The sequence below is a fragment of the Flavobacterium sp. SM2513 genome, from assembly GCF_050908145.1.
Taxonomy (GTDB): Bacteria; Bacteroidota; Bacteroidia; order Flavobacteriales; family Flavobacteriaceae; genus Flavobacterium.
The window spans coordinates 1,215,771-1,240,567 of the sequence record NZ_CP194228.1 but is presented as its reverse complement, the minus strand read 5'-3'; the positions used below and the strand labels follow the sequence as shown (position 1 = coordinate 1,240,567).

The window sequence follows — 24,797 nt, the reverse complement described above, 5'->3', positions numbered from 1 at the left end:
TAGGTAAACACTATTGCTATGAAATAAGCCCTACAACTTATAACTCACTGAAAACAAAATAACCCTTGGCATCACGTACCTAAAATTATTGACGATGCTGAAATCAGAGAACGAAAAACTGTTTTTTCGTTGGTTGTCAAAGACATTATTTACCGAGAGCTCAAAACCAAACGGATTGTTTTTTTCTTGATACCTGAGCGAAGTATTGGCAATTTCATAAAAATTGGTCTGGTTGTTATCGTCGGTATTTTTCAGGTTTTCGTAACTGAATTTATACACAAAGTTTTTCAAGAACTCAATCGAACCCTCGGTATTGAAGGCGTCTGTTTTATAATTGCTTTGTGTCAAACCATTAAACTGACTGAATCCTTTTTTGTAACCTACTTCTAAACTGGGCCAATCTTTTTTAGCCGTTCGTAAAGTAACACCTATGTTTTGACTACTTCGGTCGTTTTGGGTCGTGATGTCATTCAACGTTTGTTTGTACGAAAACCAGTTTAAAGACGTATTTATTCCCGCTCTAAAATGGTAGATTTTTTTTTCAAACGAACCGTAAAAACTCCAATTGGTTTCTGGATTATCAGTAATTACTGGGGTGCTAAACTGATTGATGCCACTCAAAACCACGTCATTCCGGATGGTTTTTACTTTTTTATTAAAATTAGCATAGGCAAATAAGGTAATGCCACGGTACATGTTCATCTTTCGGTAACTCAATCGGGCAGAGTGAAAACGCTCGTTTCGCAACAACGCATTTCCTTTGTAAACTGAATTGTAGCCTTGCAAACTAAAACGATTGGCTAACAAATTAGCATCGGGAAAATCGTTTTCTAATTTGTAATTAAATTCCAATGACTCTGATTTATTAAATTCCAACTCACTCGTAAATTGCGGTTGAAATAAGGTTTTAGTCATTGCATAATTGGCATCCAATTGTTGGGTTTTTAAATCATACCAGTGAAAATACAGCCCTGGTTTATTGGTCCAAATGCCAATTTTAAATTTATATTCTAAACCAATATAAGCGTCGTTGAGTTGGTAATTAATATCGTTTCCGAAACCTGCTGCTGCAAAATCATTAATTGTACCGTTGGTTAAAAGCTGTTTTTCAGATGTACTAAAATCTGATTTTCCGTAATTATTTCCCACATTGGTATATAAATGATTGAAGTTATTGATGATCCAATAATGCTTGAACAACGCATCTATACTGTTGTTTTTTGTTTTTTTAATTTGATTGATGGTATAACTCGAATCGTCTTGCAACGGAATCAGTCCTGCAAGAAAAGGCTGGTCAGTAAACCAAGTATTTTCAGGCGTTTGTTCTTCGAAAGCTTGATTGATTACAAACGTTGTCGTGTGATTTGCATTAATGCTTTTGTGCCATTCCACATATTGTTTTATGGAAGTATTGTCGGCATTCTGCATCGTTTCAAACGTACTTGAATTTAAATTGGTAATTGATTTTAAGGAAGTAATTCCGTCGTTATTGCTCGACTGGTATTGGGCATTGTAGTAGATTTTTTCCTTTTTACTAGGCGAATAATCCAACTTTACATTTCCAATTCCTAGAACCGTTTTCTCTTCAGAGTCGGTCGTTCTGTTTTCAAAAGTAAGCGACTCGTTTTGCAAATATTCGATGTTACTTTCTAGTTTTTGAGCCAAAAGCACATTGCTGAAAATTGCAAAACCTGAAATATCTAGTTTTTCAGAAGCCGTATAACTGAAATTCAACGCTCCAAAATTGGATTTATTCCGAACTACATCCGTATTGTCATTCGTGAACGAATATAAATTGGTCAGCGATTTTCTGCCCGTCAAGAAACTACTTGCTCCACCGTCAAAACGCATTAAATCCTGAAAAGTAAACGTACTTCGCCCGATGTTGTTGCTATCGCCAATGAAACTCACATTGCCTTTGGGACTGTAATAAAACAAAGCGGCATGGGCTAAATAAAATTCGTTATCGCCGTTTCCCACTTCGCCACCGGCTTCTATATCGCCAAAAACAAATTTCTTTTTGTCTTCCTTGAGTTTCACATTCATTGCCAAATCTTCCGAATCCGAAACTTCTTTCATAAAACCCACTTGATTGAAATTATCAATCACTTCAATTTTATCTAAAGCATCAGCGGGAATATTCTCAACGGCAAGTTTTGTCCCTCCGCCAAAAAAGGATTTTCCTTCCACCAGCATTTTAGTCACTTTTTTTCCTTGAACGGTAACGCCACCATTTTTATCTACCTCAACACCGGGAAGTTTTTCGAGGATTTCTTTCATTTTACGTTCGTTTCCGTTGGCAAAACTTTTTACGTCAAACGTCATCGTATCTTTTTTGATAACAATGGGTTTGAACTCGTGTTTGATGATGATTTCTTTAAGGTTTTCGCCTGTAGCTTTCAGTTTAAAATTGTGTGTAGTAATCGTTGAGTTGGGTTCTACAATCAAAACTTCTTCGGTATACCCAATGTAGGAAACTACGATTTCATATTTCACTTCATTATCGAGTTCCAACCTGAAACGGCCTTTATTATCTGCCATTGCAAACTTGATTCCTGCTTTTTCTTGGAGCGGTTTTGCAATTAAATTCGCAGATTCTAAGGGTTGATTTAGGGTGTCAGAAACAACTCCCGTAATTGTTTTTTGGGAAAAAGCGGAGAGGGAGATAAGAAGGAAAAGTAGGAGGGATTTGGGCATTGAGAAGTTGTTGATTTTTAATTCTTTCGTTTGGGTTTATATATTGTCAGCATTTAAAATTTATTGAATTCATTTTCAATAAAGCTTGCTTTTTTTTTAAATACTATTAAAACCCTAATTCATTAGCCAAATCATCCATTTTTTTAATATATTCTTCTTCAGTGAACTTTGTTCCTTTCGTAGGCTTTTCGATTGTTATAATTTGTTCCGTATTCAGCTTAACCTTTGATGCAATAAATCTTATTTTTCCAACTTGTACTTCTAAAACCAAACCCGGAAGACCATTGTATAGAGCTGGACCAAACTGAATTGGTATTTCTGGAGTGAACCACACAACTTCAGTTGCTTTAGAATTACTGTTTTTTTGTTTTTTAATAGCTTTATAACACACAAATTCACCTATTTTTTTAGATTCAGTCGTAACTTCCCAATTTGGAAAATGATAGGTTACTAAGAAAACTTCTCCAAATGAAAGTTTTTGGGCCAGTGAGCGTTTTAAATTACTATCAGAATAATAGACGCTCGAAGCTCCGCCACCAAAAGTTTGTAAAAAATTTAATTTTGCACGTTTATTTGAGTCTGAATCCATTATTTGTTCTTTGCTTTTATATAATGATTCGTTTGTAGTAAATTCTAAAATAAAATAGGCAGGCTTAGAAAAAATTTCGACTAACTCTTTTTTTTGGTTAAGATCAAAGTTTTTATCGTTCGTAATTCCAGATGCATTAAAAGATTCTAATGGCTCTATCGTATATTCAACAACACCCGAAAAAGGGTGTTGTGAATAACTGATTTGCGATAAAAATAATAATGTAATAATTATAATTTTTTTCATAAATAATATTAATTGTTATAACAGTCAAGGTATATCATATGATACATATCCATCATTATCTGAAAGTGAGCCCCATCGCGACTAATGTCTAATCCATATTCATTAGCAGCACTTAAAATAGCGTTTCTGGCTAATTGAATACAAGCTGATGGGCTTCCATAAGAAGCTTCTAATACTGTAGAACTACTTTCCACAGTGAATGTACTTGATTCTAAAATGAGAACCTCTTTTAAATCTTCGATCACCACTTCTTTTTCGGCAATATCACTTGCCATACTACTTCCTACAAATGCTATCATTGCGATAGCTGAAAACATAAATTTTTTCATTGTGTTTAAATTTTAAATTTATAAATAATTTCTGGTTAATGCATTAAACCTTTTATAAAATTGTAGTATTAATTTCAGTTATCAAAATCTAAAATTGTTATTTATGAAAATGTATAGTTTTTCTATACCACTAAGTATAGAAAAACTATGCATTATGTTAATATTTATTTACTTTAATTAATATTTCTTCGCTATAACCAATGTAGGAAACAACGATTTCATATTTAACATCATTGTCAAGCTCTAACCGAAAACGGCCTTTATTATCTGCCATTGCAAACTTGATTCCTGCTTTTTCTTGGAGCGGTTTTGCAATTAAATTCGCAGATTCTAAGGGTTGATTTAGGGTGTCAGAAACAACTCCCGTAATTGTTTTTTGGGAAAAAGCGGAGAGGGAGATGATGAAAAGACTGAAAGATAAAAGGATTAAAAGATGGAAGTTTTTGAAAGTCATTGAGGTATAAGTAGATGAGGGATTTGTGCATTTATCTATTAAACGACGGGGGAGCTGACATTAATTTATTATAATCTTCTTGTGTTACTAACCTGCCTTTTGTAGGTTTTTCAATAATTTTATCATCTTTACTCAATTCAATTTTTGTCGCACCCCAAGTGATGTTCCGAACTTGCAATTCTAAAATTAAACCAGGCAAGCCTTGATACCCTTTTGGCCCAAAACTAAATGGAATAGCGGGACAATACCATGCTACAATAGGATGTTTAAATGTCCCTTCTGAATTTATAACAATCTGTTCTGAGGTCGCTTTATAACACAAATAACTGTCAATGTATTTAGTTTCATTTTCTAATTTCCATTCTATTTTTTCTGTATCGTTAATTCGAAATTCGCCATATCTACCATTTACATATTTAATTCTATAATCAGTATTTGCTTCGGTATAATAAGAATTAATACCTTCTGAAAAAGCAATTGCAAAATCCGTTTCATCGTTCTGAATAGTTTCCTTCAATTTAAAATACGATGCTGTATTATTTGCTTCAAAATCAAAATTTACAAATTCAGCACCTCCTTGTGCCATGGCATAATAACCTTTTAATGCTTCCGCATTTGAAAATCCTTCGTCAAATCCAATTTTTAATGCGTAATTTACTTTAACAAACTTGCTTTGTGCATAAATACTTGTTGAAAATAATAAAATAAGTAATACTATTTGTTTCATTTTTTTTAATTTTAAAAGAGGCTTAAGAATCTTAAGCCTCAATGAAATGTTAAGGATTTAAAGGAGCTTGAGTCAAAACATTCAAGCATGTTGCATAAGCCTTCCATGCAACAATTCCAGCTTGGTCATCATTTGCACCATTTTGTTTAGCAGTGATGTAAGTGGCATGATAAACATCGCCACAACCACTAAAAGTGACTTTTTCTATATTTTTAACATTCTTTACTTCCGAAGTATTCGCCATACTACTTCCTGCAAATGCTATCATTGCGATAGCACTAAAAATAACTTTTTTCATCTTTTTAAATTTTAAATTTATAAATATTTTTTGGTTAATGCATTAAACCTTTTATAAAATTGTAGCATTAAAAACAATTATCAAAATCTAAAATCGTTATTTATGAAAATGTATAGTTTAACTGTAATTTGAGGTATAGAAAAACTATACCAGACCTCTTTTTTTTGCTTCTCTTAGTAATCCACTTGAATTATCTATTTTTAATTCTTCTTTAATTTTAGCAATCCGCTTATTAATTGTTGGTTCGGTTAAATGTAATTCTTCGCAAATTTCTTTTATTCTATAACCCAAGGCTAAATAACTTATAATTTTTCTATTGATTGGCTCAAGTAGAATATTAGTTTCTAATCCTTTTTGATATTGGTCATTAATATTTTTGCTTCTAAAATTACCGCCGTTAGAAATTTCTTTTATAATTTTTGTCAATTCATTAAAATCGAAATCAGATTTATATAAAAATCCATCAGGTCTTACTTGTTGAATTATTTCAATCATTGTTAGCGTATCCATTGAGGCTGTCATAATTATTATTTTGCAATCGGGCATCAAATTCTTGATATATAACGCGGCTTCTTTACCAGAAAATATTTTTTTCTCATCATAAGAAGGCATACAAAAATCGAGTAATGCAAAATGGATAATTTCTCTTTCCAATATCTGTTGTTCAACTATGTCATAAACATCTTTGCAACACAAACACTTTAAAAAAGAATGTTTTTCATGTTCTAAAGCTTTATTAAATGAGACCTGTAAAGTTTCGTGGATAAATTCGTGGTCTTCGGCAATTAAAATATTCATTTGTGGCAGTTATTTTCGAAGTTATAAATATAAATACATTCCTTACTAGATTTGTAAGAAAGCTCAACTTTTAACAAAGTGTACAGTTAAACTATAACGAATGTTAAGATGTTTTAATTCTATTTATATTTTTTAAAATCAAATAAATATCATCAAGTTATTGATTAGCGATTAAGAAACGTATTCCGTGATTGTTTTTTGGGAAAAGGCGGAGAGGGAAATATGGATGAAAAGTAGGAGGGATTTAGGTGTTAAGAATTGAAAATAATTATTATTTAATCTTTGGAAGAAGCATTAATTTGAATATCTTCCATCTCTTTTTCTGTGACAAATTTTCCTTTACTTGGCATGTCTAACTCTGAATAAGAAGTATCTTTATAATCTAAATCAATCTTCGTAGCATAGTAAAATATTTTGCCATTTAAAGTTGCTTCTAAAATTAAACCAGGTAAACCAATTAGACCAAAAGGACCGTATCCAAAAGGAATCTCTGGAGCAAACCAAACTTCTGGATTTGTTATACTAGTTTTGTTTTTCCATTTAATATATTTTTCTTTATACGTTTTAGCTTTATAACATTTGAATCCATTTATAATCTTCGTTTCAGAAGTTATCTCCCATTTGTATTCATCGAATGGATAAATCACATTAAACTTTTCTCCTAATTCTATTTGCTTAATCTTTTCTTTAGATTTTAAATTTGTATAATAAATTCCCGTTCCAATTGCTTTCGACAATGGATGTTCCTCTTCAATAGTCATTTTTTCCGCTTTCTTGAAAATTCCTACAACATCATTCGCTATCAAGTCATACTCAATTTCTTCAACCGCATCTGCATACATTTTCAAACCCTTTTTAAAATGAGGTTCTAGTTCTGGAACATTTTCGCCAACAGCTTTTACGGTTTTATATTTCACATAAATCACCTCATTTGATTGTGCATCCACAATAAAGGAAATTGACAATAATAAAATGATTAGTATATTTTTCATAAAAATTAATTATTAAAAAAGCATATCAGAACTTAGAGTTTAAAATTTATTATCTAAGTGACTTTCCTAAAAGCTCCATCTCGTCCTCTATTTTTTTGTTTAATTGTTGCAAACTTATCGTTCTTACCGTTTTCAGAAACGAAGCATCAAAATCTAAATCAGAATTTAAGTCCATCTTTTTTATCGCAAAAACGACATTCCTAACTTGAAGTTGCAAGATTAATCCAGGCAAATTACTGTATCCATTTGGTCCGTAACTGTAAGGCAATTGTGGACAATACCATGCAATAACTGGATGGTTAAAAATTCGACCTGAACCGTTGTCTACTCGATTTACATTCGTTGCTTTGTAACACAGGTAATTGTCAATTAGTTTGGTTTCATTGTGCAATTCCCAATTATTCACCAAATCTTCTTTCACCATCACATCCCTACCTAATGTTGGCGAATATTTATAAAGGTTATCTAAATATTGAAAAACTTCACCTGTATACCCTGTAAAAGCTGTAGAACCCATCACGAAATTTACATTGCCAGATGTTGTCATTCTTTCTTGATCATAAAACTTAGAACCTGATTTAGTAACAATCAATCCGAATGAAATATTTTCAGCATTATCCATTGCTTCAACAAACATTTTTCTAAAGTCCGAATCAACTCCTTTTAACCGTTCTTCATCATAAATTTTGACCGAATATTCAACATAAATATTATTCTGTTGAGCCGAACTAGTATTTAAAAATAAAATTGCAACAATTAATAATAACTTTTTCATCATTATAAAATTAAATTCTTTCGACAATATACTTTTTCAGCTACTTCTGAAAACTTAACTTTAGATACAATTATCTGGAAAACGACGGTGGTGCAGCAATCATTTTAAAATATGCTTCTTCTGAAAGTAGCTTACCTTTTGTAGGTTTTTCAATAATTTTATCTTCTTTACTCAATTCAATTTTTGTCGCACCCCAAGTTATGTTCCGAACTTGCAATTCTAAAATTAAACCGGGCAATCCGTTAAATCCATTTGGCCCAAAACTAAAGGGAATAGATGGACAATACCAAGCAATTATAGGATGTTTAAACGTCTTCTCCGGTCGAACTACAACCTGTTCAGAAGTTGCTTTTAAACACAAAAAGCCATCGATGTATTTGGTCTCATTTTCTAATTTCCATTCTGTTTTTTCGGAATAACCAACTCGAAACTCACCCAAGTAGCCATTCTCATATCGCATTTTCTGATTAGAATTTGATTCTGTATAATAAGATGTGGAAGCTTCTGAAAAAGCGGTTGCAAAATCAACTTCCGTACTTTGCATCGTTTCTTTCATCTCAAAATAGGAAGCCAATTTATTAGCTTCTAAATTGAAATGTACAAATTCAGCACCTCTTTGTGTCTTTGCATAATAATCTTTGAGAACGTCATCATTTGAAAAACCCTCATCATAGCCAATTTTTAAATCGTAATTTACTTTAACCGAATTGGTTTGGGCATAACTACTTGACGATATTAATAAAAAAAGTATTAAGTTCCTCATCATAATTATTAAGTTTAACTTAAGTCTAAGAGCCACTATTTCTTCCAACGAAAACTTTCCATCATGTTTTGCAGGTCGTTTCGAAGATAACTTGCAGCAGGCATAATTGAATCAAAGTTGGGTTTTGCATAAAAATATACCGAACAATCCACAAAGTAACGGGTACTGTCGGTTAGATAAAACTGTGCGTTGGTTGCGGCATTTCCGTTTACGGCATAAAACATCCCATAAACATTGTCTTTTTTATTGATAAAAGGTTGCTCGATAATATCATCCGCTTTCACTACATGTTCGTAGGTAAGTTTTTGAGCATCTCTCAACAGTAAATCGATATTGTTATTGACAGGTTTGAGCGTGAAGTAAATCGTCGCCTTCATTTTTGGGTAATGAACGGACAAATTACAATTTTTTTCTTGCTTGATTTTTCCGTCGCTATTCACTTCAAAAGTAAAGGGGCATGAAGGGTCGTCAAAAGTTCTATAAGTGGCTTCCGAATAATCCAATCGCAAGTTGGCCATCGGTTTTGGCAAAACGTCTTCCTTACAACTAGAAAACACAAATAATCCAACCGCAAGGAGCCAAAATAATAAAAACTTGTGCTTCATTCTATTTAATTTAAAGTAACTTTTATCTGCTTAATTCTTTTTTTATCTACTAATTCTACGGTAAAAGTACATTTTGCAAAGTGAACTTGTTGTCCTTTTTTCGGAAAATTCCCAAGAATCTCTAGCAACAATCCGGCTAAGGTTTCTGCTTCACCTTTTCGTTCTTCAAAAAGGTCTTCGTCCACGTCAATAATTCGGTAGAAATCCTTCAAGTAAATTTTTCCTTCTACAAGAAAGTTTTTGTCGTCAATTTGGGAGAAATTAATGTCTTCATCGTCAAATTCATCACTAATATCCCCTACAATTTCTTCAATTATATCTTCGAGCGAAACCAAGCCCGAAGTTCCTCCGTATTCATCCACCACAACTGCTAAATGACTTTTCATGCGTTGAAAATCCTTCAATAAATTGTCTAACTTTTTATTTTCTGGCACAAAAAACGGCTCCCGCAAAAGTGTAATCCAATTAAAATCTATCTTATCAATATGCGGAATCAAATCTTTAACAAACAAAACGCCTTCGATATGGTCAATATTATCTCTATATACCGGAATTCGTGAATAACCCTTATTAATTACTTTTGCCAAAACTTCTGTGAAAGTTTCATCGTTTTCAATAGCAAAAATATCAATTCGAGGGCTCATTACTTGTTTCGTCTCGGTATTTCCAAAAGAAACAATTCCTTCTAAAATTTTCTGTTCTTCGGAAGAAGTTTCGTCCGATGAAGTCAGTTCTAAAGCTTGTGAAAGTTGGTCAACAGAAAAGCTGGATTTTTCCTTCCCTAGTTTCTTCTGCAAATAAATGGTCAGAAAACGCATGGGTAAACTGATTGGCGACAGTATTTTTTCAAGAAAAGCAATAAAGTACACCGTAATTTTAGCGAACTTAATATTATTCCGACTTGCAAAAATTTTGGGTAAGACTTCACCAAAAAACAAAATAATGAAAGTAACAACTGCAATTTTGGTCAGTAATCGCAAACCTACATTGGCAATAGCCATAAAAAAACCGCGACTAATGGCTATAAATAAAACTACTATAGCAATATTAATCACGTTATTGGCCACTAATAAAGTAGCCAAAAGTTTTTTAGGACGTTCTAATAAATCCGAAATAATCCTTGTTTTCCGGGGGTTTTTAACCGCTGCTTTTTCTAAATCCTGAGCTGAAAGTGAAAAAAAAGCTACTTCAGCTCCGGAAATTAATGCTGCAAGAAAAAGCAACAAAATAATTATGGCAAATCCAAGAATTGCCGTTGAGTCAAGTGTGTTTAAAAATGGTAAACTGGGAGGTTCTATGTCCAATTGATTATAAATTAGTTAAACATTAATACGGTAAATCGTTTTTAGGCATATCGTCTTCGTCGTATTTTGGTTTGTTTATTTGTGACCGACTGTCTTCTGACTCTTTTTTCAAAGTCAAAAAAGTAAACTCAGTTACCTGAATTTCAGTAGTATATTTTTGAGAACCACTGTCGTCTTGCCACTGACGCGACTTGATTCTGCCTTCTACATATACTTTATCCCCTTTTGAAAGGTATTTTTCACAAATTTCAGCAGCTTTATTTCGCACTACTAAATTGTGCCATTCCGTAGAATTTATTTTTTCTCCCGTACTTTTATTGATATAGGTTTCGTTTGTTGCTAGGGGAAATCGACCAATACAATTTCCACCTTCAAAGTAATGCATTTTTATATCGTCTCCTAAGTGACCTACTAAAATCACTTTATTTACAGTTCCGTTCATAGTTTTAAGGCTTTTTATCTATTCAAATATAGTGTTTTTTGGATTACTTCAAAAAATCCTTCTCAATAAAATTATAAATAACTATCGGAAACGGAAATTTTTTGATTTCAAAAAGTGATAATCCGTCGTCTAAAAGCCCATTTATTTCTATTTTCCAAAATTGTATCGACAAATTTTGATGCGACAATTTGTGTCGAATAGGCATTGGATGCAAGCCTTCTACCGCTATAATTTTATACTTATCAGAAAATTGCACGGATGAAAGTTGGATAATATCTTCCAAACTTACATCCTCATAAGTTTCAATTAAGGGAAATTCATATAAATTGTGCCAGATTCCTTTTGCAGACCGCTTTTGAATTAAAGTTTTGTGAACTTCATCTTGAAAAATCAAATAGTTCAAAAATCGATTCGTGACTTTGGTTTTTTTCGTTTTCACAGGAAGCGCTGTTACTTTCCCATTTTTCAATGCCAAACACTTGGTATTAAAAACACAAATTTCACACTTGGGATTTTTAGGCACACATTGTAAAGCGCCGAATTCCATTATAGCTTGATTGAACAGTGCCGGATTGTTTTTCGGCATCAGTTCAAAAGCCAATTCCTGGAATTCTTTTTTTGCGGAAGCATTAGAAATATCGGTTTCTACCTGAAAAACGCGTGAAAGTACCCGAAAAACATTTCCATCAACTACCGGAACCGCTTCATAAAAAGAAAACGAGGCAATTGCCGCAGCGGTGTAATCACCTACTCCTTTTAATGCAAGTAACTCCTTATAAGTAGTAGGGAAATTTCCGTCTAAAGAATTGGCGACATATTTTGCCGTATGGTGCAAGTTTCGGGCACGTGAATAATAACCTAGACCTTGCCACAATTTCAGCACCTGTTCTTCGGAGGCATTTGCTAAATCAAAAACCGTTGGAAATGCATCAGTAAATGCTTCATAATAAGGCAAACCTTGAGCTACTCGCGTTTGTTGCAGCATGATTTCAGAGAGCCAAATCAGGTATGGATTCTGCGTTTCACGCCAAGGTAAATCGCGTTTGTTTTGTAAATACCACTTTATTAATTGTTTATAAAAAATCATTATCAAATTTAAGTTTGCAAAAATAGTCGTTTATGTAATTAAATTTTAATGAATTAGGTTGATATATTGTTTTATTAATTCATATATTTGCACACTCAAAAAAAATAGTACATCAATATAAATTGAAAAGAAAATGACGAAAGCAGATATCGTAGCGAAAATTTCAGAAAGAATAGGTCTGGAAAAAGGAGATGTTCAAGCAACTGTTGAAACGTTTATGGACGAAGTTAAAAATGCATTAGAAACAGGTGAGAACGTTTACTTAAGAGGTTTTGGTAGCTTTATTATCAAAACTAGAGCAGAAAAAACGGGACGTAATATTTCTAAAAATACTACAATTAAAATTCCTGCCCATAATATTCCTGCTTTCAAACCTGCAAAAGTATTTGTTGAAGGTGTGAAGTTGAATAACGAAGCAAAATAAATAATTTATTAATTACAAAATCAACCAATTATGCCAAGTGGTAAAAAAAGAAAAAGACATAAGGTAGCAACGCACAAACGTAAAAAACGAGCGAGAGCTAACCGTCACAAAAAGAAAAAGTAGTTCTAAACTACTTTTTTCTTTTTTAAAGTTCATTGAAATTGAAAAAAAGACATAAAGAATATAGAATATAGAATAAAGACCTAAATGCGTCTATTTTCTTTTCTCTATTTTCTCTTAATCTTCTTTTCCCCGGGTACACAAACCTGTTAATTATTGTTTAATCCATCCAAGCTATGATTTAGGGTTTAAGATTTATGATGAAGGATTTTAAATCCAAATTCGTAAATCATCAATCATAAATAACGGTTCGGATAAAAATTTACAAGGTGAATAAAGAATTGATCATTCGATCAAGTTCCGACACTGTAGATTTTGCCTTATTAAAAGATGGAAAACTAATTGAATTACACAAAGAAGAAGAAAAAAGCAACTTTCAGGTTGGCGATATTTTTATTGCTAAAATCAGAAAACCAGTTGCTGGACTTAATGCGGCATTTGTAAATGTAGGCTTTGAAAAAGATGCCTTTTTACATTACCACGATTTAGGTCCGAATTTAGCTTCCCAACTGAAGTTCATTAAACTTGTTACTACAGGTAAAGTTAAAGATTTCATGCTGAAAAATTTTCAGTTTGAAAAAGAGATTGACAAAAACGGTGTTATTACAGATGTAATTAGTGCCAATCAATCTATTTTAGTACAAATCGTAAAAGAACCTATATCTACAAAAGGCCCACGAATCAGTTCTGAACTGTCGTTAGCAGGTAGATTTATTGTTCTCGTTCCTTTTTCTGACCGCGTTTCTATTTCGCAAAAAATAGAATCTAAAGAAGAAAAAGAGCGTCTTAAACGATTGCTACAATCCATTAAACCGAAAGGTTTCGGCGTCATTGTTCGTACAGTAGCCGAAGGCAAAAAAGTCACAGAAATAGAAAAGGACTTGACAACATTACTCGACAGATGGTCGGGAATGTGTAAAAAATTACCAACTGCTCATCATCCCTCAAAAGTATTAGGCGAACTCAATCGAGCTTCTTCCATATTAAGAGATGTTTTCAATGATTCATTCAGCGGAATACATATAGATGACGAAGAGTTGTTTTACCAAACAAAAGATTATTTGCAGGAAATTGCTCCATCAAAACAATCTATTGTAAAGCATTATCAATCGAAGGATACTCCCATTTTTGAAAAGTACAACATAGAAAGACAAATCAAAACCTCGTTCGGAAAGACCGTTTCCATGAGTAAAGGCGCTTATTTGATTATTGAACACACTGAAGCTTTGCACGTTATAGACGTAAACAGCGGAAATCGTTCAAACAAAGCGTCTAACCAAGAAGATACGGCTCTTGAAGTAAACATGATTGCAGCTGCAGAAATTGCGCGACAATTGCGTTTGCGAGATATGGGTGGAATTATCGTAATCGATTTTATCGACATGTCAGACCCTGAAAACCGTAAAGTTTTATACGATTTTCTACGTGAAGAAATGAACGACGATAAAGCAAAGCATAAAATTTTGCCTCCAAGTAAATTTGGATTGGTGCAAATTACACGACAAAGAGTTCGTCCAGAAGTGAATATCAAGACGAGAGAAGAAAATCCAGATGATAAAACCAGTGAGATTGAAGCTCCCATTTTAATTATTGATAAGATTGCTTCGGATTTAGAATTGATGTTGAAAAAGCATAAAAAAGTAGTTTTAAACGTTCACCCGTTTGTTGCCGCTTATCTTGCAAAAGGATTCCCTTCTATGCGTTCAAAATGGTTTTTTGAACACAAAAAGTGGATTAAAATAATACCAAGAGACGCTTACACGTTTTTAGAATACCATTTCTTTGACAAAAAAGGAAATGAACTTACAGAGTAAAATAAAACCGCCTTTCGTGAGATTGGCGGTTTTTTTGTGCCCAAATTTTATTAAATTAGCATAAATTTCTGCCACGAATTATCACTAATTTTTTAAATCTGTGCTAATTGCTAAAGTTAATTACTAAAAATCCTACTTCAACTTATATCACCTCACAATCTCAATCTTCCTACTAATCTCATTTCCATTTCCATCTACAACCGTAATTCGATGCATTCCGGCTTTCGCCAAAATTGATTTTTCGTGAAAAATCGTTGTTGTTCCTTGAAAAACTTCATCGACATACCAATATAAAATTGCGTCACTTTGTGAATGAGCCACTTTTAAAATTAAAGCTTGGACTTCGCCACTAAAATTCTTAGTCAAATAAATTTTACTATTGTTTTTGGGATAAATAAAATCCATTGTTCCTGATGTGTTTCCAACGCAATCTTGTCGAAAAGGAGGCAACATTTGGTAATCAATATGTTTGCTTTTATAGTACCATTCCATCACGGGAGGTAAAACAAACCAGTACTTTACGACCATATTTTCAACCGCTTCGCAATTGCTGTTTACCCGAAATTTTTCAGAAGCATCAAGTTGGATTCTTTTGTGAAACGAACATAATGCAGACGTTTTTCCTTTTAACGGAATCCATTCTTTCATTGTAGGACAACCTTCATTGGCTAACGAACCACTTTGTTGACAAACATCCACTTCTTCCAAATCATTTAAGGGTGGTTGAAACCAATTTGACCTCGGAAATAAATTAAAAACATCAAACATAATTGGTGCTGCACTTCCAACTCCTGTTAGATTTGGCCTTCCTTCACCCGTTGCATTTCCGACCCAAACGCCTACAACATAACGAGAATCGCTTCCCACAGCCCAAGCGTCGCGACTTCCAAAGCTGGTTCCTGTTTTCCAAGCTACTTTTCGGGCACTGTCGTAAAATTGCCACGCTTCGTCCTCTTCCGGTCGGTTTACTTCCTCCATGGCTTTATAAGTCAGCCAGATGGAACCCGCTCCAATAATAGTTTTCTGAAAGCTTTCCTTGCCAAAATCAACTGATTTATTTTTGAGAAAAAGTGGTTCTGCAAATTCATTTTTCCGATATTTTCCTTGATGTGAATTGAAGTAATTCAACGTCGATGACAATCCTGCATACGTCCGACATAAATCCCATAAATTACTTTCCGCACCACCTAAAATTAACGACAAACCGTAGTGATTTGCTGATTTCGTTATGGTCGTAAATTTAAACTTCTGCAATTCCTCGTAAAAAGTATTCACACCAAAGTCCTGCAACATCAAAACCGAAGGAATATTTAAAGAACGAGAAAGTGCTTTTCGAGCGGCAACCGCACCATCATAACTCAAACTGTAATTTTCAGGCGTGTAACCGGAAATTTGTGTCGGAACGTCGGCGATTAAAGTATTGGGCAGAATTTTTCCGGCATCCAACATTCCGGCAAAAAGTAAGGGTTTCAGAATACTTCCCGTACTTCGTGGCGCTTGAATAATATCCACATCTTTTTTGTGTGCTTTATCTGTCGGTGAGTTTCCAACGTATGCCACCACCTTACGGGTTTTAATATCCAGTACCAAAACAGCTAAATTATAGACTTCATTTTGCTTATACTGGTTGTAATAGTTTGCAGTTATGTCGTTAATTCGAGATTGAATTTCAAAATCAATACTACTCTGTACTTTTTTTCCTCCATAGGTTTTTGCCATTCGTTCTACCAAATGCGGTGCTAGTTCTGGCAAGGGAAACGGTTTCCCTACTAATGGTTCGGCTAAAGCCAAATTATAGGTTTCTGCATCAATAACTTGATTACTCTTTAATTTCAAGAGTAATTTATTTCTTTTCGCCATTAATAGTTGCTGATTTTTACCCGGAAATATTAAACTTGGTGCATTGGGCAAAACCGCTAAAGTCGCACTTTCAGACCATGAAAGTTGGTTGGGTTTTAAGCCAAAATAACGCCACGAAGCCATTTCTAAACCAACCACGTTTCCACCAAATGGAGCATGAGCGGCATATAATTCTAATATTTTATCTTTTGAATACCGCAACTCAAGACGAGTTGCTAAAATAAATTCTATTGCTTTTTCAAAATAGGTTCTGCTTTGTCCTTTTCGCGCTAAGCGAATCACTTGTTGGGTCAATGTACTTCCGCCACGAACTACCTTACCCGCTTTGTAATTTTGGACAATTGCATTGAAAACCGCCACAGGATTAAACCCCGGATGTTGGTAGAAATGTTGGTCTTCAAATGTTACAATGCACATTTTAAACTTTTCGGGAAGCGTGTCATTTTCAGGAAAACGCCATTGTCCGTCTTTTGCAATTTTGGCACCAATCAAGCGTCCTTCTTGGCTTTCAACAACTGTAGCATAAGGCACTTTGAATAAAGGTGAAGGTAAACTGAAGTAATAAAAAACCAATAACGTAAAAAAAACACCCGTTTTAATCGGATGTTTTTTTAAATAATTTAAAGTCGAGTTTAATGCGTTTTTTAATTTCAAAATCAATCTTTTTTTGAAAATTAAGGTAAAACTTGAACCCAGTATCCTTTTGTCCGAGTAATGAAAGTGGCATCATACATGGCTTCACATTGCAATCCTGGCATATAATAATTACCAAGATAAGATGCATTCAACAACAAAGTGAACGTCTTGGTTTGTGAAGCTTTTAAGCCAAAATAATAATTCGCTCGGTCGTCTCTAATGTCAATATAATCCGCTCTATTATCCGTTGACGAACCATAATCAGTATATCTTGTATTGACAATTTCAAAGCCAGAAGGAATAATTTGTGTTAAAGCAATGTTCTCCACCGACTCATTTCGTTCATTTCTAATGGTAATAGTCGCGATAAATTCAGTTCCTTGTTTCATTTTCTCCACCGAAATAATTTCACCTTTTCTGTTTTTGTATGAAATTGAAGCAGAAACATCACTTTGAATCGTTTTTTCTTGACCAACAGGCAAAATTCCGGTATTCAATAATCGAACGTAAATGGTATTTCCTTTGGTGTTTTTAAGCGCTAAGTTATTTGCTCCATTTTTTGCATTTAAAACCCGACTCACAATTGCTTTTTTAGTTGAAATTGTCGCTTTCAATGGAGTTCCTGAAACCTGAACTGCAATTCCAGATTCTCCGTTAGTTTTGGCAAATTGACTCATGGCATATAAGGCATAAGCTGTCGTTTGGGTACTCATCCATTGGTCACTTGAAAGATTCTTAGCCAAAGTTTGAGCCATTCGGAAGGCTTTCTGTTTTTCACCTAATAACAGAAACGTTTCCAATGTCATTGCGCGATTTCGGTCTTCTGAACCATAGTAATAATTCGAATAACGATTTGTAGTTTCGGTAATTGCACTTTTTGCTAATAAAGTTTGACCCGCTGATTTTTGACCACTTAAAACATAAGCGGCAGCCAATCGCAATTTTGCTCCATTAGAAATATCCACCGTTTCACGTAAACGATTCATTGACGCCAAATCTGCAGAACCGGCTAAAGCCAATGTGTACAGTCGGTACGCTTGTGCCAAATCATTACCGTATTGCGGTTGGAAGCGCCATTTTCGAGCTTCACTTTTTTGATAACTCAACCACTTACTTTTTGCATTTATTGGCAAAACATAGCCTTTTTTCTCTGCTTCAATCAAGAAATGTCCAGCATACGAACTTCCCCAATCGTCGGCACTTCTCGCTCCAGGCCAATACATAAATCCACCATTTGAGGTTTGAAAATTAACAATTCGCGTAATTCCGGCAGTGACATTTTTTTGAATATTTTGCTTTTGAGTTGAAGTCATATCTACTATTTCCGCCAAATAAAGTTGCGGAAAAACACCCGATGTTGTTTGCTCTAAACAACCGTGTGGATATTGAATTAAAAACTGAAGTCGGCGGTTAATATCAATGGTTGGCATTGACGAAATCTCCAATTTAGCTTCATTACTTCCGCTTACGCCAAAAGTAGTCCAATCTATTTTTGCGGTAGCATTTGGTTCAATCACGTAATCTTGGAATGCATTTGTAATCGGATTTGGATTCACTAAATCAATTTCAACAGTATAAGAAGCACGTTCCCTTCCTGAATTTACAATCACTTCCACTTTCGCAATACCTGTAACCTCGCCTACTTCAATATCGAAATAAGCCATTTTCTCGTCAGGTGTTGGAAAGCTGATTGTTTGTATAGACGAACCAAGAACTTTCAATCCTTTTGACATTTTTAAAGAAACCGTTGCAGTTTTAATTTGCGATTCCATTGCAAAAACCGTCACCGGCAATCTTACTTTTTCACCTGGAGAAATTTTTCTAGGTAGTGATGCCAAAACCATCAACGGACTTCGAACAGGTGTCGTTTTTTCAGCAGCACCATACGCACTTTTTGAAGTCGAAGCGGCAACAACCATCGTACGAACCGAGCCAATGTATTTAGGAAGTTGTAAAGTGTGCGTTTTGGCTTGTCCTTTGTCCAATACAAACGGGCCGTAATATAAAACGACAGGCTTGAAGCGGTTGGCTTTTTTGGCTTGACCACCAATCATACTTTGGTCACCACCAATAGCAAATATTTGGTTTATTTTTCCACCGTAAGCACCAATAATATCATCGTAAATATCCCAAGTTTTCACACCTAAAGCCGCTCTTGCATAGAAACTGTCCCAAGCATTTGGCGTTTTAAATCGTGTTAAATCAAGCAAACCTTCATCCACAACCGCAATTGTGTAGGTCATTGCTTGACCTGATTTCTCAGAAACATTGACGGTGAATTTTTGTTCTGGTTTCAACACATTTGGCATTTTAAGAATAGGTTCCAAAATACTGTTTTTATTCAAAACTTCAATTGCAGCTATTCCATACATTCGAATTGGCGAATCATTTTTTGTGGTAGCGTGCGGTTGCAAAAGCGTCACGTTAAAATACACATTTGGTGCCATATCATTCGTCAACGGAATTTCCGCTTTTGTTTCTCCTTTGGCTGTATTCACCCAAATTGTTTTCAATACTTTCGTACCGTTTTCAATTGAAATCAAAGCACGCCCGCCTTCACTTGAGGGAAATGAAATTTGTGCTTTTTCGCCAACATTATATTTCTTTTTATCAGTTGCAAAAACCAACATATTGGCAATGGAAGCATTTCCGTCTTTGGTTTTTCCCGACCAAGTAGGCCAATCAATCAAAACTGTTTGAGCCGTTGCATGACCGCTTGTTCCATTGGAAACGCGAATTAAATAGCGACCCCAATCGTTATCAGGAACGTCAAATTCAAAAGCAGCCTTTCCAGCGGAGTTAGTTGAAACTGTAAAACTTTTGTAAGAAGTAGTCGCGTCAGATGAACTAAAATTAGATAAATTATCGTCTGAAGCATCCCACCACCACCGCCATTCGACTTTGTATACGCGAACATCTAAATTTTGAACTGCTTTCGGTCTGCCGTTTTCATCAACCGTTGCTATTTCAAAACGATTATTTTTTCCCGTTTCAAGCATTCCATATTTATTAGGTTCTGGAGATTTAATCCCCACATAGGTTTCGTAAGATGAATAGGTTGTAGCAAAAACATCGGTACTTACATCTCCTCCTTGTTCGTGCACTTTCGTTATAAAAGCGGCTTTCAAAAACCCTGGAGCTTGAGCTGCTAATTTAGGTTCTATCGAAATTTTCGCTTGTCCACTTTCATTTAAATTCCCTGAAAACACGTTTAATTCTTCGGTATTAAACTTCCGAACTTCGTCATCAAAATCATATTTAGTGTAGTTTTTGAAAGTAGTGGCCTGTTGCGAAAATTTGGCTTGTACTTCCACTTTTAAATTTTTTGCTACAGCACCATGCAACCAATTTACTTGTAAATTATTGACATTAATTCCTCTAGCAGAAAGCACTGTTTTTTGAAAACTATTTTTTATTTTTAATCGGTTGGGTTTAATGGTTTCGACCTTCAGACTTTTATAGAATTTTGCACCACCTACACTAATTCTTGCTTCCCAATTTCCCGTTGGAGATTCCTCATTCGTAGAAAACTTAAAAATATAATGATTTGATTTATTAGTTTTTGAAACAGTTTGATACGCCACTTTTCCTCTCGGGTCCGAAACTCGCAATTGTATTGGATGATTGACAGGAAGTGGATTCGCGGTATCGTCTAAAATAAACGACAAATAAATCGCATCTCCCGGACGCCAAACGCCTCGTTCTCCATAAATATAACCTTTCAAACCTTTTTGTAAAACTTCGCCCGAAACATCAAAATTACTGACAGAAAGCGAAGTACCATCGTCTAATTTGACGTAAGTCGTGTTTTTTCCTCGAGTAACAATTGCAAAGTAGGCATAGGTATCTAAAACGACTTCGGCAATTCCGTCCGAACTAGTTGTTAAACTCGATAATTTTTGTTGTTGGAAATTGTATAAATCGATTGTTGCTCCAGAAACCGGGGCGGTATTTACGATATTATTTACCGCAAAGAAATACGATTTATTTTCGCCTCTTTTGGCAATCACACCTAAATCTGATGCCAATATATTTGTACCAGTAACGGCATTGTAAAAGTAGGATTCTGAACACGGGTCCTGACTTTCACGCCAATCGTAATCGTAATAATCATTGTAGTAATCGTCGTAGTAATTATCTCCTGAGTTGCTATAGTTTACGTCCTTTTCGTCCACTTCTTCAACTTCAGTTTCCTCTATGTTTTTATTGGAATTGGAGCATGCATAAAGCGAATAACTTCTCTTAAAAGAAATTTCAACACGATACATTGCTCCAGGGTCTGGCGTGATTAACTTGGATAAATCCAATGCATACGTATTCCACTTACTTGTGTCGAATAGATTGTTTTGTTTTAAGTTGATTGTTTTTTTAGCAACCGGTTGAGCGACTCTTTTGAGGTTTCTAGAGCCATTTAGCTCATTCTCTTGTAAGAATTGCAAAATTGTATTTGCATAAATTTTATAAATTTTGACATCAACTGCTTTTAAATTGACCGTTTCAAAATTTAATTTTAAGTTGTTTGAACTGGGTAAAATTGTTCCGTTTTTCAAATACCGAACATTGGGTTTTAATTGATTAAAAATAACGAGTTCTCCGAAATTTTCTTTCATTTTTGCCCCATAATCGTTTTCAATTCCTTGGAAAACTTCAACCAAAAGTTCTCCTTTTAACGAAGAGTCAAAAAACACTTTTAGCAAATTTCCTTGAACCGCATATTTTAAATTTCTAGCGCCTTCAATAGCTACCAAACCATCAAAATCTTGGTCTTTTAATAAAGGTCCCGAGAAATTAAGTAACAATGTTTCGCCAGAAGTATGAGAAACAGTTACATCTACAATTGTAAAATCATCTTTGGCTTGAACAACATAATTAATCATGCCTTGTTGGTCAATATCGTATGGTTTTCCGTCAAAAGTGATTTTGACATTGGAATCTTTATCAAACCTTTGTAAACTGTCGATAATAAATTTAAATTCTGTTGAAGTGCCGCTTATCTTATTGAATTTTAGTTTCAGTTTTTTACCATTTTGTTCGGCAACAATTAATTTTGAAGCAGTTTCAAAATCCAATTGGTCTGCTGTTTTAAAACTAGCATTCAAGTACTGGTATGTAGGTGAATAGGACTGCACATCTGCTGTAGAAACGATGAAATCTTGCTTAATCGTTTTCACCGTAAAATTAAAATCGTTTAACTCTTTAGGTGTATTTATTAGTTTAGACAGGTGTAAAGTCACCTGATATTCTGTATTTGACTTTAATTTTTTTGTTGGCACAAAAGCTATTGTACTCGATGAAAGCGCGATTACTTTACCCTCGACGGACGGAGAAATAGTGAACAAATCATTATCTAGTACTTCATTTTTTTTCCATTCCTCTTTTTGAAAAGCAAGAACTACTCTCAAATCGGATTGTGCCGAAATTAAGCCACCCGAAAAGTTCGTGATGTAGGATTTGAATGCTGAAAAATTAGAATTGAATTCTGCAGCAGACTTTTTAGAGCAAGCTTGCGTAATTAGCAGAAAAAACAACAAATAAACGGAGAGTTTAGCTTTCATTTTGCGCAAATAAGATTTAGGATTACTATCGAAAAAATCAATTTAAAACATCGAAATTTCTATATAAACGTAAATATAACGCAAATTTTATAAACCTAAATCAAATCTTTAGAAATTGCACTTTAAAAGCCAAGTACGACTTTAGCAATGGAGAAATAAATCAAAATCCCACAAATGTCGTTACTGGTCGTAATAAAAGGCCCCGTGGCAAGTGCGGGGTCTATTCCAAATTTATCCAAAAGTAATGGAATAAAAGTTCCGATTAAAGAAGCGATAATAATTACAGAAATTAAAGCGCCAGAGACAATCATTCCTTCAATATATTGTAAGTCTAAAAGAAAGTGACCTCCCACAAATAAAATACTGGCTAAAATTGCACCATTGAGCAAACTCAGTGATATTTCTTTGATTAAACGTCTAAAAACCGAACCGCTTAAGGTATTATTTGCTAAACCTTGCACAATAATTGCCGAGGATTGAACACCTACATTTCCCGCCATTGCCGCAATTAGTGGCGTAAAGAAAAATAATTTTCCGTGTTCTTTCATTGCTCCTTCAAACAGTTGTAAAACACTTACCGTCACAAATCCTCCTAATAATGCCAAAACCAACCACGGTAATCGAGCTCGAGTTAATTCTATAATGCTATCATCCGCTTCAACGTCTTGCGAGATACCGGCCGCCAATTGGTAATCTTTGTCGGCTTCGTCTTTAATTACATCGAGAATATCATCAATGGTAATTCTGCCTACTAAACGACCCAATTCATCCACAACCGGAATAGCTTCTAAATCGTATTTCTGCATGATTCGTGCCACCTCAACATCTTCGTCGTCTACTTTAGCAAAATTCAGTTTGGTAATATAAATATCTTTAATTGGTGTTTTAGTCGAAGTAGTCAGTAAATCTTTCAACGAAAGTCGCCCTTTCAAACGTTCGTCATCGTCCACCACATAAATAGAATGTACTCGTGAAATATTTTCTGCTTGAATACGCATTTCTTTCACGCAAGTTAAAACATTCCAATTTTCGTTGACTTTTACCAACTCTTTGTGCATAATTCCCCCAGCGGTATCTTCGTCGTAACGCAACAAATCTACAATGTCTTTGGCGTGTTCAACGTCTTGCAACTCGCTGATTACTTCCTCTTTTATCTGTTGAGAAAGTTCAGCGATAATATCCGCGGCATCATTGGTCTCAAGTTCGTCTAACTCTTCAGCAATTTCCTTGGAAGAAAGTCGAGATAGAATATTTTCCCTTAAATCCTCGTCTAATTCAAGAAGAATTTCGGCTGTTTTCTCACTGTCGAGAATTTTAAAAATATGTGTAGCATCGTCAAAAGAAAGTTCATCCAGAATTTCAGCTATATCAGCGTGGTGCAAATCGTTGAGCAAAAGTTCCAAATCATGGTCGTTTTTGCTCTCGATTAATACCGTTACTTGCTCTATAAATTCTTTACTAACTTTAAACTGCATCGGCCTCTATTTTTAGGGTAATATTTATAAAATCTTCTACACTTAATTGTTCCGGACGAAGGTCAAAAATTTTATCTTGACGCAATTCATCCGAAAGTTCCATCGATTTCAAACTATTTCGTAAGGTCTTTCTTCGTTGTTGAAAACCGGTTTTAACCACTCTGAAAAACATTTTTTCACTACAAGGCAATGAAAAATCTTCTTTACGAGTCAAACGCAAAACACCTGATTTTACTTTTGGTGGCGGAATAAAAACCGTTTCGTCTACGGTAAATAAATACTCTGCAGTATAAAAAGCTTGCACTAAAACCGACAAAATACCGTAGGCTTTGCTTCCCTTTTTCTCACAAATTCGTTGTGCCACTTCCTTTTGAAACATTCCTGAAAATTCAGGAATTTGGTTTCTTAATTCTAATGCTTTAAAAACAATTTGCGTCGAAATATTGTAAGGAAAGTTGCCAATAATAGCAAACTGTTTTCCTTCAAAAACTTCATTGATGTCGTATTTTAAAAAATCTTTACAAATGATTTTTCCGTGTAATTTTGGGTAATGTGCTTCCAAATAATCCACCGATTCCGTGTCAATTTCAACCACGTATGTTGTTACTGGTTTTTCGAGCAAATACTTCGTCAAAACTCCCATCCCTGGGCCAATTTCAAGAATATCTTCGTAGCCTTTCAACTGCAAAGTATTGGCTATATTTTTAGCAACCTCTTCGTCTTTAAGAAAGTGTTGTCCGAGGTGTTTTTTTGCTTTTACTTTTTCCATACTTTTTTTATTAGCCACAGATTATAACGATTATTAAT

Annotated in this window: 20 protein-coding genes; 2 read left to right on the top strand and 18 right to left on the bottom strand. The window is 34.4% G+C overall.

Annotated elements, in window-relative coordinates:
- Window positions 1-30 precede the first annotated feature (30 nt).
- The 14 genes from ACQ5J2_RS05045 to mutY all read right to left on the bottom strand — a co-directional run bounded on the left by ACQ5J2_RS05045 (window position 31) and on the right by mutY (window position 12,106).
- Window positions 31-2,697 (bottom strand): carboxypeptidase-like regulatory domain-containing protein, encoded by a 2,667-nt coding sequence (locus ACQ5J2_RS05045; RefSeq protein WP_432672642.1) that lies wholly within the window; start codon window positions 2,695-2,697, stop codon window positions 31-33.
- Window positions 2,698-2,803: 106 nt separating this feature from the next.
- Window positions 2,804-3,532, bottom strand: coding sequence for a GLPGLI family protein (locus ACQ5J2_RS05040; protein WP_432672641.1), 729 nt, complete (start codon window positions 3,530-3,532; stop codon window positions 2,804-2,806).
- Between the two features lie 8 nt (window positions 3,533-3,540).
- A complete protein-coding gene (locus tag ACQ5J2_RS05035; RefSeq protein WP_432672640.1) occupies window positions 3,541-3,861 on the bottom strand; it encodes a hypothetical protein in 321 nt (106 codons plus the stop codon).
- A gap of 157 nt (window positions 3,862-4,018) precedes the next feature.
- A complete protein-coding gene (locus tag ACQ5J2_RS05030; RefSeq protein ID WP_432672639.1) occupies window positions 4,019-4,315 on the bottom strand; it encodes a carboxypeptidase regulatory-like domain-containing protein in 297 nt (98 codons plus the stop codon).
- Between the two features lie 31 nt (window positions 4,316-4,346).
- Window positions 4,347-5,042: a GLPGLI family protein gene (locus ACQ5J2_RS05025; RefSeq protein WP_432672638.1), complete on the bottom strand. Its 696-nt coding sequence runs from the start codon at window positions 5,040-5,042 to the stop codon at window positions 4,347-4,349.
- Between the two features lie 49 nt (window positions 5,043-5,091).
- A complete protein-coding gene (locus ACQ5J2_RS05020) occupies window positions 5,092-5,340 on the bottom strand; it encodes a hypothetical protein (RefSeq protein ID WP_432672637.1) in 249 nt (82 codons plus the stop codon).
- Window positions 5,341-5,484: 144 nt separating this feature from the next.
- Entirely contained in the window at window positions 5,485-6,138 is a 654-nt protein-coding gene (locus ACQ5J2_RS05015) for a hypothetical protein (RefSeq protein WP_432672636.1), read from the bottom strand.
- Window positions 6,139-6,413: 275 nt separating this feature from the next.
- Window positions 6,414-7,130 carry a GLPGLI family protein gene (locus ACQ5J2_RS05010; RefSeq protein ID WP_432672635.1) on the bottom strand — a complete coding sequence of 239 codons (717 nt, stop codon included), beginning with the start codon at window positions 7,128-7,130 and terminating at the stop codon, window positions 6,414-6,416.
- Between the two features lie 49 nt (window positions 7,131-7,179).
- Window positions 7,180-7,905 carry a GLPGLI family protein gene (locus ACQ5J2_RS05005; RefSeq protein WP_432672634.1) on the bottom strand — a complete coding sequence of 242 codons (726 nt, stop codon included), beginning with the start codon at window positions 7,903-7,905 and terminating at the stop codon, window positions 7,180-7,182.
- A 70-nt stretch (window positions 7,906-7,975) separates the two neighbouring features.
- Window positions 7,976-8,671 carry a GLPGLI family protein gene (locus tag ACQ5J2_RS05000; protein WP_432672633.1) on the bottom strand — a complete coding sequence of 232 codons (696 nt, stop codon included), beginning with the start codon at window positions 8,669-8,671 and terminating at the stop codon, window positions 7,976-7,978.
- A 32-nt stretch (window positions 8,672-8,703) separates the two neighbouring features.
- Entirely contained in the window at window positions 8,704-9,273 is a 570-nt protein-coding gene (gene gldD / locus ACQ5J2_RS04995) for a gliding motility lipoprotein GldD (protein WP_432672632.1), read from the bottom strand.
- Between the two features lie 5 nt (window positions 9,274-9,278).
- Complete coding sequence (gene gldE / locus ACQ5J2_RS04990; protein ID WP_432673264.1) at window positions 9,279-10,571, bottom strand: gliding motility-associated protein GldE; 1,293 nt, start codon at window positions 10,569-10,571, stop codon at window positions 9,279-9,281.
- A 28-nt stretch (window positions 10,572-10,599) separates the two neighbouring features.
- Window positions 10,600-11,019, bottom strand: coding sequence for a single-stranded DNA-binding protein (locus ACQ5J2_RS04985; RefSeq protein ID WP_432672631.1), 420 nt, complete (start codon window positions 11,017-11,019; stop codon window positions 10,600-10,602).
- A gap of 43 nt (window positions 11,020-11,062) precedes the next feature.
- Window positions 11,063-12,106 carry an A/G-specific adenine glycosylase gene (gene mutY, locus ACQ5J2_RS04980; RefSeq protein WP_432672630.1) on the bottom strand — a complete coding sequence of 348 codons (1,044 nt, stop codon included), beginning with the start codon at window positions 12,104-12,106 and terminating at the stop codon, window positions 11,063-11,065.
- A gap of 133 nt (window positions 12,107-12,239) precedes the next feature.
- Here mutY and ACQ5J2_RS04975 point away from each other — a divergent pair, with 133 nt between their 5' ends.
- The gene (locus ACQ5J2_RS04975; RefSeq protein ID WP_432672629.1) at window positions 12,240-12,530 is read left to right on the top strand and encodes an HU family DNA-binding protein; all 291 of its coding nucleotides are present in this window, start codon (window positions 12,240-12,242) and stop codon (window positions 12,528-12,530) included.
- Window positions 12,531-12,919: 389 nt separating this feature from the next.
- Window positions 12,920-14,464 carry an Rne/Rng family ribonuclease gene (locus tag ACQ5J2_RS04970; RefSeq protein WP_432672628.1) on the top strand — a complete coding sequence of 515 codons (1,545 nt, stop codon included), beginning with the start codon at window positions 12,920-12,922 and terminating at the stop codon, window positions 14,462-14,464.
- A gap of 147 nt (window positions 14,465-14,611) precedes the next feature.
- Here ACQ5J2_RS04970 and pbpC read toward each other — a convergent pair whose 3' ends face one another.
- The 4 genes from pbpC to rsmA form a co-directional block, all read right to left on the bottom strand.
- Complete coding sequence (gene pbpC, locus ACQ5J2_RS04965; protein WP_432672627.1) at window positions 14,612-16,984, bottom strand: penicillin-binding protein 1C; 2,373 nt, start codon at window positions 16,982-16,984, stop codon at window positions 14,612-14,614.
- Between the two features lie 14 nt (window positions 16,985-16,998).
- Window positions 16,999-22,515, bottom strand: coding sequence for an alpha-2-macroglobulin family protein (locus tag ACQ5J2_RS04960; RefSeq protein ID WP_432672626.1), 5,517 nt, complete (start codon window positions 22,513-22,515; stop codon window positions 16,999-17,001).
- Between the two features lie 122 nt (window positions 22,516-22,637).
- Window positions 22,638-23,990 (bottom strand): magnesium transporter, encoded by a 1,353-nt coding sequence (gene mgtE / locus ACQ5J2_RS04955; protein ID WP_432672625.1) that lies wholly within the window; start codon window positions 23,988-23,990, stop codon window positions 22,638-22,640.
- Window positions 23,980-24,759 carry a 16S rRNA (adenine(1518)-N(6)/adenine(1519)-N(6))-dimethyltransferase RsmA gene (rsmA, locus tag ACQ5J2_RS04950; protein WP_432672624.1) on the bottom strand — a complete coding sequence of 260 codons (780 nt, stop codon included), beginning with the start codon at window positions 24,757-24,759 and terminating at the stop codon, window positions 23,980-23,982. Before rsmA ends, mgtE begins: the two co-directional genes overlap by 11 nt.
- Between the last annotated feature and the right edge of the window lie 38 nt (window positions 24,760-24,797).